At 66.4% G+C, this 16031-nt stretch carries 16 protein-coding genes; 12 read left to right on the top strand and 4 right to left on the bottom strand.

Features of this window, described 5'->3' with window-relative positions:
• Window positions 1–1098: an acyl-CoA dehydrogenase family protein gene (locus tag ACWDUN_RS10175; RefSeq protein ID WP_449928056.1), complete on the bottom strand. Its 1098-nt coding sequence runs from the start codon at window positions 1096–1098 to the stop codon at window positions 1–3.
• 8 nt (window positions 1099–1106) lie between these two features.
• Window positions 1107–2288, bottom strand: a complete 1182-nt coding sequence (locus tag ACWDUN_RS10170) for an acyl-CoA dehydrogenase family protein (protein ID WP_449928054.1) — start codon at window positions 2286–2288, stop codon at window positions 1107–1109.
• Window positions 2289–2446: 158 nt separating this feature from the next.
• Between ACWDUN_RS10170 and ACWDUN_RS10165 the strand changes: the two genes are divergently transcribed.
• The 12 genes from ACWDUN_RS10165 (at window position 2447) to ACWDUN_RS10110 (ending at window position 14283) form a co-directional block, all read left to right on the top strand.
• On the top strand, window positions 2447–2638 hold the full coding sequence (locus ACWDUN_RS10165) for a ferredoxin (RefSeq protein WP_057167820.1): 192 nt from the start codon (window positions 2447–2449) through the stop codon (window positions 2636–2638).
• Between the two features lie 14 nt (window positions 2639–2652).
• A complete protein-coding gene (locus tag ACWDUN_RS10160) occupies window positions 2653–3582 on the top strand; it encodes a 3-oxoacyl-ACP reductase (RefSeq protein WP_449928051.1) in 930 nt (309 codons plus the stop codon).
• Window positions 3583–3855: 273 nt separating this feature from the next.
• Entirely contained in the window at window positions 3856–4620 is a 765-nt protein-coding gene (locus ACWDUN_RS10155) for an MlaE family ABC transporter permease (RefSeq protein ID WP_083059606.1), read from the top strand.
• Window positions 4621–4631: 11 nt separating this feature from the next.
• Entirely contained in the window at window positions 4632–5474 is an 843-nt protein-coding gene (locus ACWDUN_RS10150; RefSeq protein WP_083059530.1) for an MlaE family ABC transporter permease, read from the top strand.
• Between the two features lie 8 nt (window positions 5475–5482).
• Window positions 5483–6685, top strand: a complete 1203-nt coding sequence (locus ACWDUN_RS10145) for an MCE family protein (RefSeq protein ID WP_083059529.1) — start codon at window positions 5483–5485, stop codon at window positions 6683–6685.
• Window positions 6685–7722, top strand: coding sequence for an MCE family protein (locus ACWDUN_RS10140; protein WP_449928048.1), 1038 nt, complete (start codon window positions 6685–6687; stop codon window positions 7720–7722). The genes ACWDUN_RS10145 and ACWDUN_RS10140 overlap by 1 nt, the downstream gene beginning before the upstream one ends.
• Entirely contained in the window at window positions 7715–8773 is a 1059-nt protein-coding gene (locus ACWDUN_RS10135; protein ID WP_449928046.1) for an MCE family protein, read from the top strand. The genes ACWDUN_RS10140 and ACWDUN_RS10135 overlap by 8 nt, the downstream gene beginning before the upstream one ends.
• The gene (locus ACWDUN_RS10130; RefSeq protein WP_449928044.1) at window positions 8770–10155 is read left to right on the top strand and encodes an MCE family protein; all 1386 of its coding nucleotides are present in this window, start codon (window positions 8770–8772) and stop codon (window positions 10153–10155) included. Before ACWDUN_RS10135 ends, ACWDUN_RS10130 begins: the two co-directional genes overlap by 4 nt.
• Window positions 10152–11315, top strand: coding sequence for an MCE family protein (locus ACWDUN_RS10125; protein WP_449928043.1), 1164 nt, complete (start codon window positions 10152–10154; stop codon window positions 11313–11315). The genes ACWDUN_RS10130 and ACWDUN_RS10125 overlap by 4 nt, the downstream gene beginning before the upstream one ends.
• Window positions 11315–13093, top strand: a complete 1779-nt coding sequence (locus tag ACWDUN_RS10120; protein ID WP_449928041.1) for an MCE family protein — start codon at window positions 11315–11317, stop codon at window positions 13091–13093. The genes ACWDUN_RS10125 and ACWDUN_RS10120 overlap by 1 nt, the downstream gene beginning before the upstream one ends.
• Window positions 13094–13798: a mammalian cell entry protein gene (locus tag ACWDUN_RS10115; RefSeq protein ID WP_449928039.1), complete on the top strand. Its 705-nt coding sequence runs from the start codon at window positions 13094–13096 to the stop codon at window positions 13796–13798.
• Window positions 13798–14283, top strand: a complete 486-nt coding sequence (locus ACWDUN_RS10110; protein WP_449928037.1) for a mammalian cell entry protein — start codon at window positions 13798–13800, stop codon at window positions 14281–14283. Before ACWDUN_RS10115 ends, ACWDUN_RS10110 begins: the two co-directional genes overlap by 1 nt.
• On the opposite strand, the gene ACWDUN_RS10105 is transcribed toward ACWDUN_RS10110, so the two are convergent.
• Together ACWDUN_RS10105 and ACWDUN_RS10100 are read right to left on the bottom strand one after the other, a co-directional pair.
• The gene (locus tag ACWDUN_RS10105) at window positions 14280–15755 is read right to left on the bottom strand and encodes an alpha,alpha-trehalose-phosphate synthase (UDP-forming) (protein WP_449928035.1); all 1476 of its coding nucleotides are present in this window, start codon (window positions 15753–15755) and stop codon (window positions 14280–14282) included. The genes ACWDUN_RS10110 and ACWDUN_RS10105 overlap by 4 nt on opposite strands.
• Complete coding sequence (locus ACWDUN_RS10100; protein WP_449928033.1) at window positions 15756–15920, bottom strand: hypothetical protein; 165 nt, start codon at window positions 15918–15920, stop codon at window positions 15756–15758.
• Between the last annotated feature and the right edge of the window lie 111 nt (window positions 15921–16031).

Below are 16031 nucleotides of genomic sequence, written 5' to 3'. Positions count from 1 at the left end.
CTAGACGGGAGTGTCGGCCAGTTCGCGGCCGATGCGCAGCAGCTGACCGGTGGCGCTGCCGACCGCGAACTCGGTCTGCTTGGCGGCCAGGAAGTACCGATGGATCGGATGATCCATGTCGATGCCGACGCCGCCGTGCACGTGCACCACGGTGTGCACGACGCGATGTCCGGCGTCGGCGGCCCAGAACGCGGCACTGGCGACGTCGATATCGGCCGGTAGGTCCTCCGACAGCCGCCACGCGGCCTGGGTCAGCGTCGACCGCAGCGCCTTGACGTCGATGTACCCGTCGGCCAGCCGCGCGGACACCGCCTGGAAGCTGCCGATCGGCCGGTCGAACTGTTCGCGCTCGCGGGCGTACTGTGCGGTGAGTTCCAGCGCCCGCTCCAGTACGCCGAGCTGAAATGCACTGCGGCCCAAGGCATGACGTGTGGTCAACCAGTCGGAAACCTCGGTGCCGCCGACCACGCGTGCGGCGTCCACCGCGGTATCGCTGAGTTCCAAATGGCCGACCGCGCCGTGTCCGGTGGTGTCCAGTGCGGACACCGTGACACCCGGGTCGGCGGCGGTGACCAGGAAGACCTGGGTGCCGTTCCCGGTTTCGGCGGGCACCAGGAACGCATCGGCCACCGGGCCGTAGGAGACCTGGGTGCGTGACCCGGTCAGCCGGAATCCGGTGCCGTCAGCCCGCGCTTGCACCGGGCCCTGACCCATCTCGCCGTCCAGTGCCACCGTGACGATCTTGGTCCCGTTGACGGCCGGGACCGCCCAGTCCTGGTGCAGTGTCTCGGATCCGAACTCGGCCAGTGCGCCGGCGGCCAGCACGGCCGATTCCAGATAGGGCACGGCGGCCAGTTGCCGGCCCAGCGCGGTGAGCACCGCAGCCTGCTCGAGGACCCCAAATCCGCCGCCGCCCAACGACTCCGGCGCTGCGGTGGACAGGATGTCGGCCTCGATCAGCTTGGCCCACAGGTCGCGGTCGAAGCGCTGATCCAGCCCATCGAGCGCGCGCTGGTGTTCGTTGGTGACCACGGATTCGGTGATGGTTCGGACCAGGCCGCCCAGATCGACGGAGGCCTCGGTGGGGGTGAAATCCATTGTCGTTCCTATCGGTTCACTCGGGGCAGGCCGAGCGCGACCATGCCGATGATGTCGCGCTGGATCTCGTTGGTGCCGCCGCCGAAGGTCAGGATCAGGCAGGACCGGTGCATCCGCTCGATCCGACCGCGCAGCAGCGCGCCCGGGGATCCGGACCGCAGGGTCGCCGATGTGCCCAGCACCTCCATCAGCAGGCGGTAGGCCTCGGTGGCCAGTTCGGTGCCGAACACCTTGGCCGCGGACGCATCCGCGGGTGAGGGCGCCGCGTCGGTGGACGAGGCCAGCTCCCAGTTGATCAACTTGAGCACCTCGGCCTTGGCGTGCACGCGAGCCAGGTTCAGCTGCACCCACTCGGAGTCGATGAGGCGCTTGCCGTGAACGTCCTTGGTGTTCTGCGCCCATTCGCGAACACCGCTGAGTGCGACGAAGATCGGCTGTGCCGAGACCAGGGCCACGCGTTCGTGGTTGAGCTGGTTGGTGACCAGCTTCCAGCCCGCATTCTCCTCACCGACCAACGCGGACTTCGGAACCCGGACGTCCTGGTAGTAGGTGGCGCTGGTGTCGACGCCGGACATGGTGTGCACCGGGGTCCAGGAGAACCCTTCGGCGGTGGTGGGCACGATCAGCATCGAGATGCCGCGGTGCTTCTTGGCCTCGGGATTGGTGCGCACCGCCAGCCAGACATAGTCGGCATAGGCGATCAGCGAGGTCCACATCTTCTGGCCGTTTATGACGTAGTCGTCCCCGTCGTGCACCGCGGTGGTGCGCAGCGAGGCCAGGTCGGTGCCTGCGCCCGGCTCGGAATAGCCGATCGAGAAGTGCAGTTGGCCGGCCGCGATCTTGGGCAGGAAGAACTTCTTCTGCTCCTCGGTCCCGAAGTGCATGATGGTCGGCGCCACCGAATTGATGGTCAGGAACGGCACCGGCACATTGGCGATGGCCGCTTCGTCGTTGAAGATCAGGCCGTCCATCGGGGGGCGGGCCTGGCCGCCGTACTCGGTCGGCCAGGACAGCGTCAGCCAGCCGTCCTTGCCCATCTGCTCGACGGTTTCGCGGTACACGTTGCCGCGCCCCATCTCGCCGTCGCTGGCGGCCAGTGCCTCGGCACGCTCCGGGGTCATGAGTTTGGTGAAATACGACCGCAGTTCGCGGCGCAGCTCCTCCTGCTCGGCGGTGTAACCGATCCGCATGGCGACATCCTGTCTGTCTGAGGTTGCGGGGCCACCGACCGGAGATCGGTTGCCCGCCGATATGCTCGTTGTAACACGTTCTAGTCTTGCGGTCCAGGGCGGTACCGTTAGCCTGCACATGGGCACACAGCCCGTGCCCGGAGCGCGAGGAGGTTCACATGCACGTAGAAGTCGACCGTGACCGCTGCGAAGGCAATGCGGTGTGTCTCGGGATTGCTCCCGACCTGTTTGATCTCGATGACGACGACTATGCCGTCGTGAAAGCCGACCCGGTACCCGCCGACCAGGAGGACCTGGCCGAGCAGTCCGTGGCCGAATGCCCCCGGGCAGCCCTGATCCGAAAAGACTAGAGGTATTCATAACCGTGGCCCCAGAAGCAGCGACGAACTCGAACCCGATCGACCTGTCCGGAAAGGTCGCCGTCGTCACCGGCGCGGCGGCCGGCCTGGGTCGGGCCGAAGCGATAGGCCTGGCTCGCGCCGGCGCGACGGTCGTGGTCAACGACATGGCGGGCGCGTTGGACAAATCCGATGTGCTGGCCGAGATCGAGGCCGCCGGGTCCAAGGGCGTCGCCGTGCCCGGTGACATCAGTGCCCGCAGTACCGCCGACGAACTCGTGGAGACCGCGGACCGCCTCGGCGGGCTGGGCATCGTCGTCAACAATGCCGGCATCACCCGGGACAAGATGCTGTTCAACATGTCCGACGAGGACTGGGACGCGGTGATCGCCGTTCATCTGCGCGGGCACTTCCTGCTGACCCGCAACGCGGCGGCGTACTGGAAGGCCAAGGCCAAGGAATCTGCCGATGGTCAGGTGTACGGACGGATTGTCAACACCTCGTCCGAGGCGGGCATCGCCGGCCCGGTCGGACAGGCCAATTACGGTGCCGCCAAGGCCGGTATCACCGCGTTGACGCTGTCGGCGGCCCGCGGGCTCAGCCGGTACGGGGTGCGTGCCAACGCGATCGCCCCGCGGGCCCGCACCGCGATGACCGCCGGTGTGTTCGGCGAAGCACCGGAACTCGGCGACGGCGAGGTCGATGCGTTGTCCCCGGAACACGTCGTCACGCTGGTGACCTATCTGTCCTCGCCGGCGGCCAAGGATGTCAACGGGCAGTTGTTCATCGTGTACGGCCCGACGGTGACGTTGGTCGCCGCACCGGTGGCGGCCGAGCGCTTCGAGGCCGCCGGCGCAGCATGGGACCCGGCCGCACTGAGCGCGACGCTCGGAGACTTCTTTGCTAAGAGGGACCCGAATATCGGATTCTCCGCTACCGAGCTCATGGGTTCTTGATTTCGGAGAATGGTGTTTCCGGCCGTCTTCAGTCGGTTAGAACACGTTCTAGAATGACGTCGATCACAGTGGCGTTGACATGCATAAATAGGATTTTTCCAAGAAGTTTGCCGTTCTTTGACACTGTGAACGTGTTCTAGTTACTATGAGCCCGCTCACTAAGGGCAGCGTGCAAATCAGGGGTGGAAAGCCCGCCGGAGCGAACAGATTCCCGCTATTGTCGGGTACTTCGCCACGACGGGACGACAGCCCCATTCGAGAATGGAGTCGAGGTTGATCGAACAGCTTTCGGCTCCGGCGCGGGCCGTGGGCGGGTTCGTCGAAATGACCATCGACACCTTCGTCAAGATGTGGCGCAGGCCCTTCCAGTTCCGCGAGTTCCTCGACCAGACCTGGATGATCGCGCGGGTGTCACTGGTCCCGACGCTGCTGGTCTCCATCCCGTTCACCGTGCTGGTCGCCTTCACGCTCAACATCCTGCTCCGCGAGATCGGCGCGGCCGACCTGTCCGGTGCCGGTACGGCTTTCGGCACCATCACCCAGCTCGGCCCGGTGGTGACGGTGCTCGTGGTCGCCGGCGCGGGCGCCACCGCCATCTGTGCCGACCTCGGCGCCCGCACCATCCGCGAGGAGATCGACGCGATGCGGGTGCTGGGCATCGACCCGATCCAGCGCCTCGTGGTGCCCCGGGTGCTCGCCTCGACCTTCGTGGCGGTGCTGCTCAACGGGCTGGTCTGCGCCATCGGCCTGTCCGGTGGCTACGTCTTCTCGGTCTTCCTGCAGGGCGTGAACCCGGGTGCGTTCATCAACGGGCTGACCATCCTGACCGGCCTCGGCGAGTTGGTGCTGGCCATGTTCAAGGCCCTGCTGTTCGGTCTGCTGGCCGGTCTGGTCGGCTGCTACCGCGGCCTCACGGTGCAGGGCGGCCCCAAGGGTGTGGGTATCGCGGTGAACGAGACCGTGGTCTACGCCTTCATCTGTCTGTTCGTCGTCAACGTCATCCTGACCGCCGTCGGCGTCCGGGTCCTGGAACGGTAGGGGACCTGGACATGAGTTACGACGCGACACTCCGACTGCGCCGGTTCTTCCGGGGCGTGCCCCGCACGGTGGACAACATCGGCGAACAGGCGCTGTTCTACGGCGAGTCGATGCGCTACATCCCCAACGCCCTCACCCGCTACCGCAAGGAGACCATCCGACTGGTCGCCGAGATGACCATGGGCGCGGGCGCGCTGGTCATGATCGGTGGCACCGTCGGCGTCGCGGCATTCCTCACCCTGGCCTCCGGCGGCGTCATCGCCGTGCAGGGCTACTCCTCGCTGGGCAACATCGGTATCGAGGCGCTGACCGGCTTCCTGTCGGCATTCCTCAACGTGCGCATCGTCGCCCCGGTGATCGCCGGGATCGCGCTGGCCGCCACCATCGGGGCCGGCACCACGGCACAGTTGGGCGCCATGCGTGTCGCCGAGGAGATCGACGCCGTGGAAGCGATGGCGGTGCACGCGGTTTCGTACCTGGTGTCCACCCGCATCATCGCCGGACTGATCGCCATCGTGCCGCTGTACTCGTTGTCGGTGCTGGCGGCGTTCTTCGCCGCGCGGTTCACCACGGTGTTCATCAACGGCCAGAGCGCCGGGCTGTACGACCACTACTTCAACACCTTCCTGATACCCAGCGATCTGCTGTGGTCGTTCCTGCAGGCGATCGTGATGTCGGTCGCCGTCATGCTGGTGCACACCTACTACGGCTACAACGCTTCCGGTGGACCGGTCGGGGTGGGGATCGCGGTCGGCCAGGCGGTGCGTACCTCGTTGATCGTCGTCGTCACCATCACCCTGTTCATCTCACTCGCCGTCTACGGCGCGTCCGGCAACTTCAACCTCTCCGGGTAGGTCAGCCGATGTCCGACGGAACCGCCAAACGCAGCCACGTCCGGATCGCCGCCGCGATCCTGGCCACCATCGTCGTCATCGCCGTGGTGCTCACCTACCTGTTCTTCACCGCAGCCTTCACCGCGACCGACACCGTCACGGTGACCTCGCAACGGGCCGGCCTGGTGATGGAACGCGATGCCAAGGTCAAATACCGTGGCATCCAGATCGGCAAGGTCGCCAACATCGAGTACGCCGGGGACCAGGCCAAGCTGACGTTGTCGATCGAACGCAACCAGATGCGCTTCATCCCGTCCAACGCGGTGGTGAAAATCGGCGGTACCACCGTCTTCGGTGCGAAGTCGGTCGAGTTCCTGCCGCCCGAGCAGCCGCGCGACACCACGCTGCAGGCCGGCACCAACATCCAGGCCTCCGACGTCCAGCTCGAGGTCAACACGCTGTTCCAGACGCTGACCGATGTGCTGCACAAGGTGGACCCGGTCAACCTGAACGCCACCGTCACCGCGCTGGGTGAGGGTCTGCGCGGCAACGGCGAGGACCTCGGCGTGGCCATGTCGGGCCTGAACAGCTATCTGGCCCAACTCAACCCGAAGCTCCCGACGGTTCAGGAGGACCTGCGCAAGACGGCCGTCGTCGCCGACATCTACGGTGACGCGGGACCCGATCTGGCGACCGTCCTGGACAACGCGCCGCGGCTGGCCCAGACCATCGTCGACGAGCAGGACAACTTGAACGCCACCCTGCTGGCCGCGACCGGACTGGCGCAGAACGGCACCGCCACACTGGAACCGGCCGCCGATGACTACATCGCCGCGATCCAGCGGTTGCGGGCCCCGCTCAAGGTCGCCGGGGACTACTCACCGGTGATCGGCTGCCTCCTACAGGGTGTGCGGCAGGCGGTCAACAGATTCGCGCCAATTATTGGCGGTATCCGACCAGGCCTGTTTGTTTCATCTAGCTTCCTACCCGGCGCCCCGGCCTACACCTATCCGGAGAGCCTGCCCATCGTGAACGCCTCCGGCGGGCCGAACTGCCGTGGCCTGCCGAATGTCCCATCGAAGCAATTTGGAGGGAGTTGGTTTCATACGCCGTTCCTGGTCACCGACAACGCCTACGTGCCGTATCAGCCCAACACCGAATTGCAGTTCAACGCGCCTTCCACGCTGCAGTTCCTGTTCAACGGTGCCTTCGCCGAACGGGATGATTTCTGATGAACAGAGAACGCAAGACCCTGATCAACGTCGCCGTGTTCACCATGGCGATGGTGCTGGTGGCCGCCGGTCTGATCGTCGTGTTCGGTCAGTTCCGGTTCGCGTCCAGCAATCAGTATCACGCGACGTTCGCCGAGGCTTCACGGCTCAAGACCGGCCAGGACGTCCGGATCGCCGGTGTGCCGGTCGGATCGGTCAGCGCCGTCACCCTCAACCCGGACAACACCGTCGACGTGGCCTTCGACGTCGACAAGCGCTACCAGCTCTACACCTCCACCCGCGCGGTGGTGCGCTACGAGAACCTGGTGGGCGATCGCTACATGGAGATCACCTCGGGCCCCGGCGAACTGAAGAAGCTGCCCGCCGGGTCCACCATCTCCCACGACAACACCCAGCCTGCGCTGGATCTCGATGCCCTACTCGGTGGCCTGCGCCCGGTGCTCAAGGGCCTCGACGGTGAGAAGGTCAACGAGGTCAGCAACGCCGTCATCGAACTGCTGCAGGGCCAGGGCGGTGCGGTGCAGAACCTGCTGTCGAGCACCAGCGCGTTCAGCCAGAACCTCGCGGCCCGTGACGAATTGATCGGCGAGGTCATCACCAACCTGAACACCGTGCTGGGCACCATCGACGAGAAGGGCGATCAATTCAACGCCAGCGTCGATGAGTTGCAGAAGCTCATCACCGGACTCGCCGAGAATCGCGACCCCATCGCCGGCGCGATCGGCCCGCTCGCCCAGGCCGAGAACGATCTGACCGACATGCTGGAGGCATCGCGGCGACCGCTGCAGGGCGTGATCGAGAATGCCCGACCGCTGATGCAGCGCCTCGACGAACGCAAGGGCGACGTGAACAAGGTGATCGAGCCGCTGGCCGAAAACTACCTGCGGCTGAATGCACTCGGTGCCTACGGCGCGTTCTTCAACATCTACTACTGCTCTATTCGCATGAAGATCAACGGACCGGCGGGCAGCGACATCCTGATCCCGTTCGGTGGCCCACCGGATCCGACGAAGGGCAGGTGCTCGGAGAATGGCTAGCCCAGATCGCAGCAATCCGCTGCGCACCGGCATTCTCGGCATCTTCGTCGTGGCGTGCCTGGTGCTGGTGTCCTTCGGCTACACCGGGTTGCCGTGGTGGCCGCAGGGCCGCAACTACGAGGCCTACTTCACCGACGCCGGCGGTATCACCCCCGGCAACGACGTGAACGTATCCGGCATCACGGTCGGCAAGGTGAACTCCGTGTCGCTGGCCGGTGACCAGGCCAAGGTCGGTTTCACCGTGGACCGGAACATCAAGGTGGGCAACCAGACCCTGGTGGCCATCAAGACCGACACCGTGCTGGGTCAGAAGTCGTTGTCGGTGACCCCCGGTGGCAGTGGCGATTCCACCGTCATCCCGGTCAACCGCACCACCACGCCCTATACGCTGAACTCGGCACTGCAGGATCTCGGCGGCAATGTCAGCGAGCTCGACAAGCCGCGGTTCGAGCAGGCACTGCAGACCCTGACCGACACCCTGCGCGATGCCACCCCGCAATTGCGCGGCGCGCTCGACGGGGTCGCCGACCTGAGCCGCAGCCTCAACAAGCGTGATGCCGCGCTCGAACAGCTGCTGCTGCACGCCAAGAACGTCTCGGACACGCTGGCGCAGCGGTCCGGTCAGGTGAACCAGCTGATCACCGACGGTAATCAGCTCTTCGCCGCACTCGACGAGCGCAGGCAGGCGCTGAGCAGGTTGATCGCCGGCATCGACGATGTCTCCCACCAGCTGTCCGGATTCGTCGCCGACAACAAGCGCGAGTTCCTGCCCGTGCTGCAGCGGCTCGACGCGGTGATGGACAACCTGCTGGAGCGCAAGGAACACATCGGTGCGGCGTTGCGCCGGCTGCCACCGTACGCAACTACTCTCGGCGAGGTGGTCGGGTCTGGGTCTGGATTCCACATCAACCTCTACGGTCTGCCGCCGGCGTCCATTTCCGAGGTGTTGCTGGATACCTACTTCCAGCCGGGCAAGCTGCCCGACAGCCTCGCCGACTATCTGCGCGGCATCATCTCCGAGCGCCTGCTGGTGAGGCCGAAATCCCCATGACACAACCGAAGTTCAACAGAGGCAGGTGGGTGCGCGCCGGTGTCGCGGTCGCACTCGTCGCGCTGCTCGCCGTCGGCGTCTACCTGGTGTGGCCCAACCGCGGCGGTCACAAGATCGTCGCCTACTTCCCGACCGCCGTCGGCCTGTACCCGGGCGACGATGTCCGGGTGGTCGGGGTGCCGGTCGGGCGCATCGACTCGATCCAGCCGCGCGCCAACGACGTCAAGATCACCATGACGGTCTCCGACGACGTGCGGGTGCCCGCCGACGCCCGGGCGATCATCATCGCGCCGAACCTGGTGTCGGCCAGGTTCATCCAGTTGACGCCCGCGTTCACCGGTGGCACCACGATGGCGGACGGCGCCGAGATCGGTATGGACCGCACCGGCGTGCCCGTCGAATGGGACGAGGTCAAGGAACAGCTGACGGCGCTGAGCACCCAACTCGGCCCCCAGGACGGCGGCCTGCAGGGCCCGCTGACCACCTTCGTCAACCAGGCCGCGGACACCTTCGACGGCAACGGCGACTCGTTCCGCCAGGCGTTGCGCGAACTCTCGCAGACCGCAGGCCGGCTGGGGGACTCGCGGTCGGACCTGTTCGGCACCATCCGCAATCTGCAGGTGCTCGTCAACGCGCTGTCCAAAAGCAACGAACAGATCATCCAGTTCACCAACCACGTCGCCTCGGTGTCCCAGGTGCTGGCCGACAGTTCGGCCGATCTGGACAACACCCTCGGCGTGCTCAACACCGCGCTCGGCGATGTCCGGGGTCTGCTCAGCGAGTCGAACTCGTCGTTGATCGAGTCGGTGAGCAGTCTGAGTGAGTTCACCCAGATCCTCACCGACCACAGCGACGACATTGAACAGATCCTGCACGTCACCCCCAACGGGCTGGCCAACTTCTACAACATCTACAACCCGGCACAGGGCACCGTCGGTGGTCTGCTCTCGCTGCCGAACTTCGCCAATCCGGTGCAGTTTATCTGCGGCGGCACCTTCGACGTCGGCGCCTCGCCGGACAACTTCAAACGCGCCGAGATCTGCCGCCAGCGGATGGGGCCGGTGCTCAAGCGCATCACGATGAACTACCCGCCGATCCTGTTCCACCCGATCGACAGCATCACCGCGTACAAGGGACAGATCATCTACGACACCCCGGCGACACAGGCCAAGGCCGAGACCCCGGTGCCGTACCTGCAGTGGCAACCGGCTCCGGGCGTGACCCCGCCGACCGTGCCGCCCGGCGGCAACCTCAGCCAGCTCATCCTGCCGCCGCCGGCCGTGCCCGGTCAGATCTCGCCGGCCGGTCCGGTCCCACCGGCACCGCCGATGGGTACGGGTCCGCTACCCGGGCCGGCGCTGAGGGAAGGAGTGGGCGGATGACCCCGATCCTGTTGCGCGGCAGCGCGCTCGGCGCCGCGGCGCTGCTGCTGGCCGGATGTCAGTTCGGCGGGCTGAACTCGCTGAACATGCCCGGCACCGCCGGGCACGGGTCGGGATCGTTCACGATCACCGCCGAACTGCCCGATGTCGCAACGCTGCCGCAGAACTCGCCGGTGATGCTCGACGACGTCACCGTGGGCAGCGTGTCCGGGATCGAAGCGGTGCAACGCCCCGACGGCACCTTCTACGCCGCGGTGCAGCTGTCCCTCGACAGTGACGTCGACCTGCCCGAGAACTCGACGGCCACCGTCGCGCAGACCTCGCTGCTGGGTTCCCAGCACGTCCAGTTGGCGCCGCCGCCCGACGATCCGGTCGGCAAGCTCAAGCAGGGGTCCAACATCCCGCTGGGCGCCATCGGCCGGTACCCGACCACCGAAGAGGTGCTCTCCGCGCTCGGTGTGGTGGTCAACAAGGGCAATCTCGGTGCGCTGCAGGACATCACCGACGAGGCCTATGCCGCCGTGGCCGGCCGCTCCGGCAGCTTCGCCGAACTGCTGCCGCGGCTGGCAGAGCTGACCTCGTCCCTGGATCGCCAGACCGACGACATCATCGCCGCGGCCGACGGCCTCAACCGGTTCGCCTCGATCCTGGCGCGCAGCAAGGACAACCTGGGCCGCACGCTGGACACCCTGCCCAATGCGCTGCTGGTGCTCAACACCAACCGGCAGAACATCGTGGACGCCTTCACCGCGTTGCGTGGCTTCGCCGAGGTGGGTTCGCGGGTGCTCTCGGAGACCAAGGACGATTTCGCCGCGGACATCAAGGATCTGTTCCCGGTCATCAAGGCGCTCAACGACAATGCCGACGACTTCATCGAGGATCTGACGTTTCTTCCGACCTTCCCGTTCCACTACAAATATCTGCGCAACGCGGTCCGCGGCGACTATTTGAACGTGTTCGTGACGTTCGACCTGACCGTGCGCCGGTTGGGTGAGTCGGTGTTCACCACCTCGTTCTTCGATCCGAACATGAAGCGCCTCAACGAGGTGGTCAACCCGCCGGACTTCCTGACCGGGGCGCTGGCCAACCTGTCCGGGCAGGCCGCCGACCCGTTCAAGATCCCGCCGGGCACCGCCACGCAGCACGGGGAGGCACCGTAATGCTGACTCGTCTGACGCGCCTGCAGTTGTCGATCTTCGCCGTCGTCACGGTGTTGACCGTCACCGCGATCTCCGCGTTCTATCTGCACGTGCCCGCGGCGCTGGGCATCGGAACCTACAACGTCACCGCGAAGTTCGTGGCCGGCGGTGGGCTGTACCAGAACGCCAACGTCACCTACCGCGGTGTCACCATCGGGCGGGTCGAAGAGGTCGGGCTGACCGATGACGGTGTGATCGCCAAGATGCGGCTGAACACCGACACCGATGTGCCGGCCAACGTCACGGCCACTGTCAAGAGCGTGTCGGCGGTCGGCGAGCAGTACATCGACCTGGTTCCGCCCGAGGGTTCGGCCGATGCGCAATTGCTGCGAAACGGATCGAACATCGGCGTCGACCGCACTGCCATCGGACAGGACATCGCGGGCCTGCTCAAGCAGGCCGACGATCTGGTCAGCAGTGTCGGCGACGCGCAAATTCAGGATCTGCTGTCCGAGACCTTCAAGGCCTTCAACGGATCCGGCCCCGAGCTGGCCCGGCTGATCCAGTCCGGCCGCGATCTGGTCGACGAGGCCAACGCCGCCTACCCGGAGACCGCGCAGCTCATCGATCAGGCCGGGCCGTTCCTGGACGCCCAGATCGAGGCCGGTGACGACATCCGTTCGACCGCGGACGGTCTGGCCCGGCTGACCGCCGAGGTGGCCAACGCCGATCCGCAGCTGCGCTCGGTGCTGCAGACGGTGCCCGGTGCCGCTGCCGAGGCCAACACCACCTTCGAGGGCATCCGGCCGACGTTCCCGGTGCTGGCCGCCAACCTGGCCAACTTCGGGCGGATCGGCGTCATCTACAACAAGTCGATCGAGCAGGCGCTGGTCATCTTCCCAGCTCTGATCGCGGCCCTCAACACAGTCGCTGGTGGCGTTCCCGCCGACGAGGGCGGCAAGTTGGACTTCAAGGTCGACCTCGGCGACTCACCGCCGTGTCTTACCGGATTCATTCCATCGACGGAGATTCGCTCGCCAGCCGACACCACGCTGCGCGAACTGCCCACCGATCTGTATTGCAAGACCGCCCAGAACGATCCGGCCGTCGTGCGCGGTGCCCGCAACTACCCGTGCCAGGAATTCCCCGGCAAGCGCGCACCCACCGTGCAGCTGTGCCGCGATCCGGTCGGCTACGTCCCGATCGGCAGCAACCCGTGGCGCGGCCCGCCGGTGCCCTATGACACCCCGATCACGGATCCGCGGAACATCACCCCGCCGAACAAGTTCCCGAACATCCCGCCGGAGGCGGACTACGACCCGGGTGCGCCCGCGGTGCAGCTGCCCCCGGGTGTGCAACCGGGCCCGGGTCCTGCTCCGAATGCACCCTTCCCGAATCCGGTGCCGCCCAACAACAATGCCCCGGCGCCACCGTGGCCGTTCTATGCACCGCCGGATCAAGTGCTGCCACCGTACGGCAGGCAGGTGCCCGCGCCGCCGCTGCCACCGGGCACGCCCATCGAGCGGCCTCCGGGATCGCCGGAAGCGGCGATCCTGCCCCCGCCCGGCGGCTTCCCGCCACCGGCACCGGTGCCGCCGGCTTCTCCGGCACCCGCGCCGGGTCCGCTGCCCGCCGAACAACCCCTCGCCAGCGCTTCCCTGACGACCACCTACGATCCGAAGACGGGTGTGTTCGCCGATCCGACGAACGGCGACACCGGGGTCTTCGCACCCGGTGGTGATGTGTTCACACCCGCCGAGAATTGGGTGGATCTGATGATGGCGCCAAGGCAGATGTAGATGGCTGACGGAGATACGACCGAAACCGTCGCGCAGCGCAGTGATCACAAGACGGGTCGCCGCCGCGCGTCGCGGCCCGCCGGGCCAGCCGCCGGGACGGTCACCGAGTCGCCTGCGGCCGTTCAGGTGTCCGCACCGACCATCACGGTGCCGACACCGGTGATGATGGCGCCGCTGCCCGCGAGGCGGCCGCATCGCGCCCTGGTGGCGGCGGTGTCCGCGGTCGCCGCACTGCTCGCCGCGGCGGTCCTGGTGACCGTGGTGGTCGTGCTGACGGTGCAGAATCGCGAGGCTGCCGATGCGCAGGCGCGGGAACAACGTTTCGTCGCCACCGCCGAGCAGACGGTGATGAACATGTTCAGCTACGACCAGAATTCGATCGACGACAGTGTGAACCGATTCGTCGACGGCACCAGTGGGCCGCTGCGCGACATGCTCAGCCAGGACAACAACGTCGAGAACCTGAAGGCGATCTTCCGGGACACCAACGCGACTTCCGAGGCCGTCATCAGCGGTGCGGCGCTGGAGAAGATCGACGAGATCGGCGGCAACGCCTCGGTTCTGGTGTCGGTGCGGGTCACCGTCACCGATATAGACGGTGTGAACAAGCCGTCGCAGCCGTACCGGATGCGGGTGATCGTGCACGAGGACGGCAACGGTCACATGACCGGTTATGACTTGAAGTATCCCGAGGGCGGCAACTGATGCGCACCAGACTGATCCAGGCGGCCGTCGTGGTGTTTGCGCTCGGCCTGGTGGCGCTGGCCGCGGTCGCCGGCGGGCTGTACTGGGACCGGGTGCAGGCGCGTGCGGCGCAGGCCGCCGAGGCCGAATTGCCCGATCTGGCCATCCAACAGATCCCGCTGGTCTTCGGCTATGACTTCCAGACGGTGGAGCGCAGCCTCACCGAGGCGGCGACACTGCTGACACCGGAGTATCGGCGCGAATTCGAGGAGCGCGCCACCAAGGACATCATCCCGCAGGCACGCGAACGTCAGGTGGTCAGTCAGGCCCATGCCGTCGGTGCCGGAATGCTCAGCGCCGAGCGGGATTCCGCGTCGGTGCTGGTGTTCATGAACCGCACCGTCACCGACAAATCCAAGCAGTCGGTGTACGACGGCAGCCGCCTGAAGGTCGACTACCGCAAGGTCGACGGTCGCTGGCTGATCAGCTACATCACGCCGATCTAATCGGTCTTGGCCCCCGCCAGCGCATCCAGGAACGACCGGGCCCAGCGGTCCACATCGTGGGCCAGGACCTGTCGGCGCAGTGCACGCATCCGGCGCTTGCCCTCTTCGACGGACTGGTTCAGCGCCTGCTCTATCGCATCGCGAACACCGTCGGTGTGGTGCGGGTTGCACAGATAGGCCTGGCGCAGTTCGGCTGCGGCACCGGTGAATTCGGACAGCACCAGGGCGCCGCCGAGGTCGCTGCGGCAGGCCACGTACTCCTTGGCCACCAGATTCATCCCATCGCGCAGTGGGGTCACCAACATGACGTCGGCCGCCACGAAGAACGCGATCAGGTCGTCGCGGGGGACCGGGCGGTGCAGGTAGTGCACGACCGGATGCCCGACCTCGCCGTACTCGCCGTTGATGTGGCCGACCTGACGTTCGATGTCCTCGCGCATCTCGATATAGCTTTCCACCCGCTCGCGGCTCGGGGTGGCCAGCTGCACCAGCACGGTGTCGGTGCGGTCGGCACGGTCGGCTTCCAGCAGTTCGGAGAACGCCTTTAGGCGGACATCGATGCCCTTGGTGTAATCCAGGCGGTCCACGCCCAGCAGCAGCTTGCGCGGGTTGCCCAGTTCGGCGCGGATCTGCCGGGCGCGTTGCCTGATGGCCTTGTCCCGGGCCTTGCGGTCCAGTTCGGCCGAGTCGATGGAGATCGGGAAGGCGCCCACCTTGACGGTGCGGAAGCCGACCTGCACCTCACCGAAGCGGGCCCGCACCCCGACCGAGGCGCGGGAGGTGTTCGCGCCGATCAGCCGCCGCGCCAGGATAAGGAAATTCTGGGCGCCGCCGGCGAGGTGGAAGCCGACCAGATCGGCGCCGAGCAACCCCTCGATGATCTCGGTGCGCCACGGCATCTGCATGAACAGCTCGACCGGCGGAAAGGGAATGTGCAGGAAGAAGCCGATGGTCAGATCGGGACGCAGCATCCGCAACATCTTGGGCACCAGCTGCAGCTGATAGTCCTGGATCCACACCGTCGCACCGGGTGCCGCGGCGCGCGAGGTGGCCTCGGCGAATCGTCGGTTCACCTCGACGTAGCGGTCCCACCAGTGCCGGTGATACAGCGGCTTGACGATGACGTCGTGGTACAGCGGCCACAGCGTCGCGTTCGAGAACCCCTCGTAGTACAGCGCGACATCCTCGGCGGACAATCGCACCGGGTACAGCTGCAGATCGTCCTGGACGATCGGTTCCTCGTCCCCGTCGGCGACACCGGGCCAGCCGATCCAGGCGCCGCGCTGCTTGCGCAGGATGGGTTCCAGGGCGGTGACCAGACCGCCGGGGCTGCGCTTCCAGGTCGTGCTGCCGTCGGGTTGCCGCACCTGGTCGATGGGCAGCCGGTTGGCCACCACGACGAAGTCGGCGCTCCCTTCGGTGGCGCCCGGTGGGGGCGTGGAGTCGGTCGAGGAACCGCCTCCCGCAGCCACCTAGGCCTCGGGCTTCGCGGGTCCGATACCCAGCATGGACAGGAACGTCCGACACTCGTCGGCATCGTTGGCGTAGGCGGCGACCACGCGGCGCGCCTGGCTGGCAGTGTCGTCGGCTACGGGCTCGACTTCGCCGATCTCGGCGCTATCTGTTTTTGCAGGCATCCTTCAATGCTATGCGACCCGCGCGGCAGCCGGACTGCCAGGGACGATTCTGCCCGGTCGGCGCGAAAGTCGTCGCGATCGGAGCGCCGGTGACGTATAACTGAAACCTGT

It is taken from the genome of Mycobacterium sp. NPDC003323, assembly GCF_053589535.1.
The sequence above is the reverse complement of the archived record's forward strand: the minus strand, read 5'-3'. Positions and strand labels throughout refer to the sequence as shown.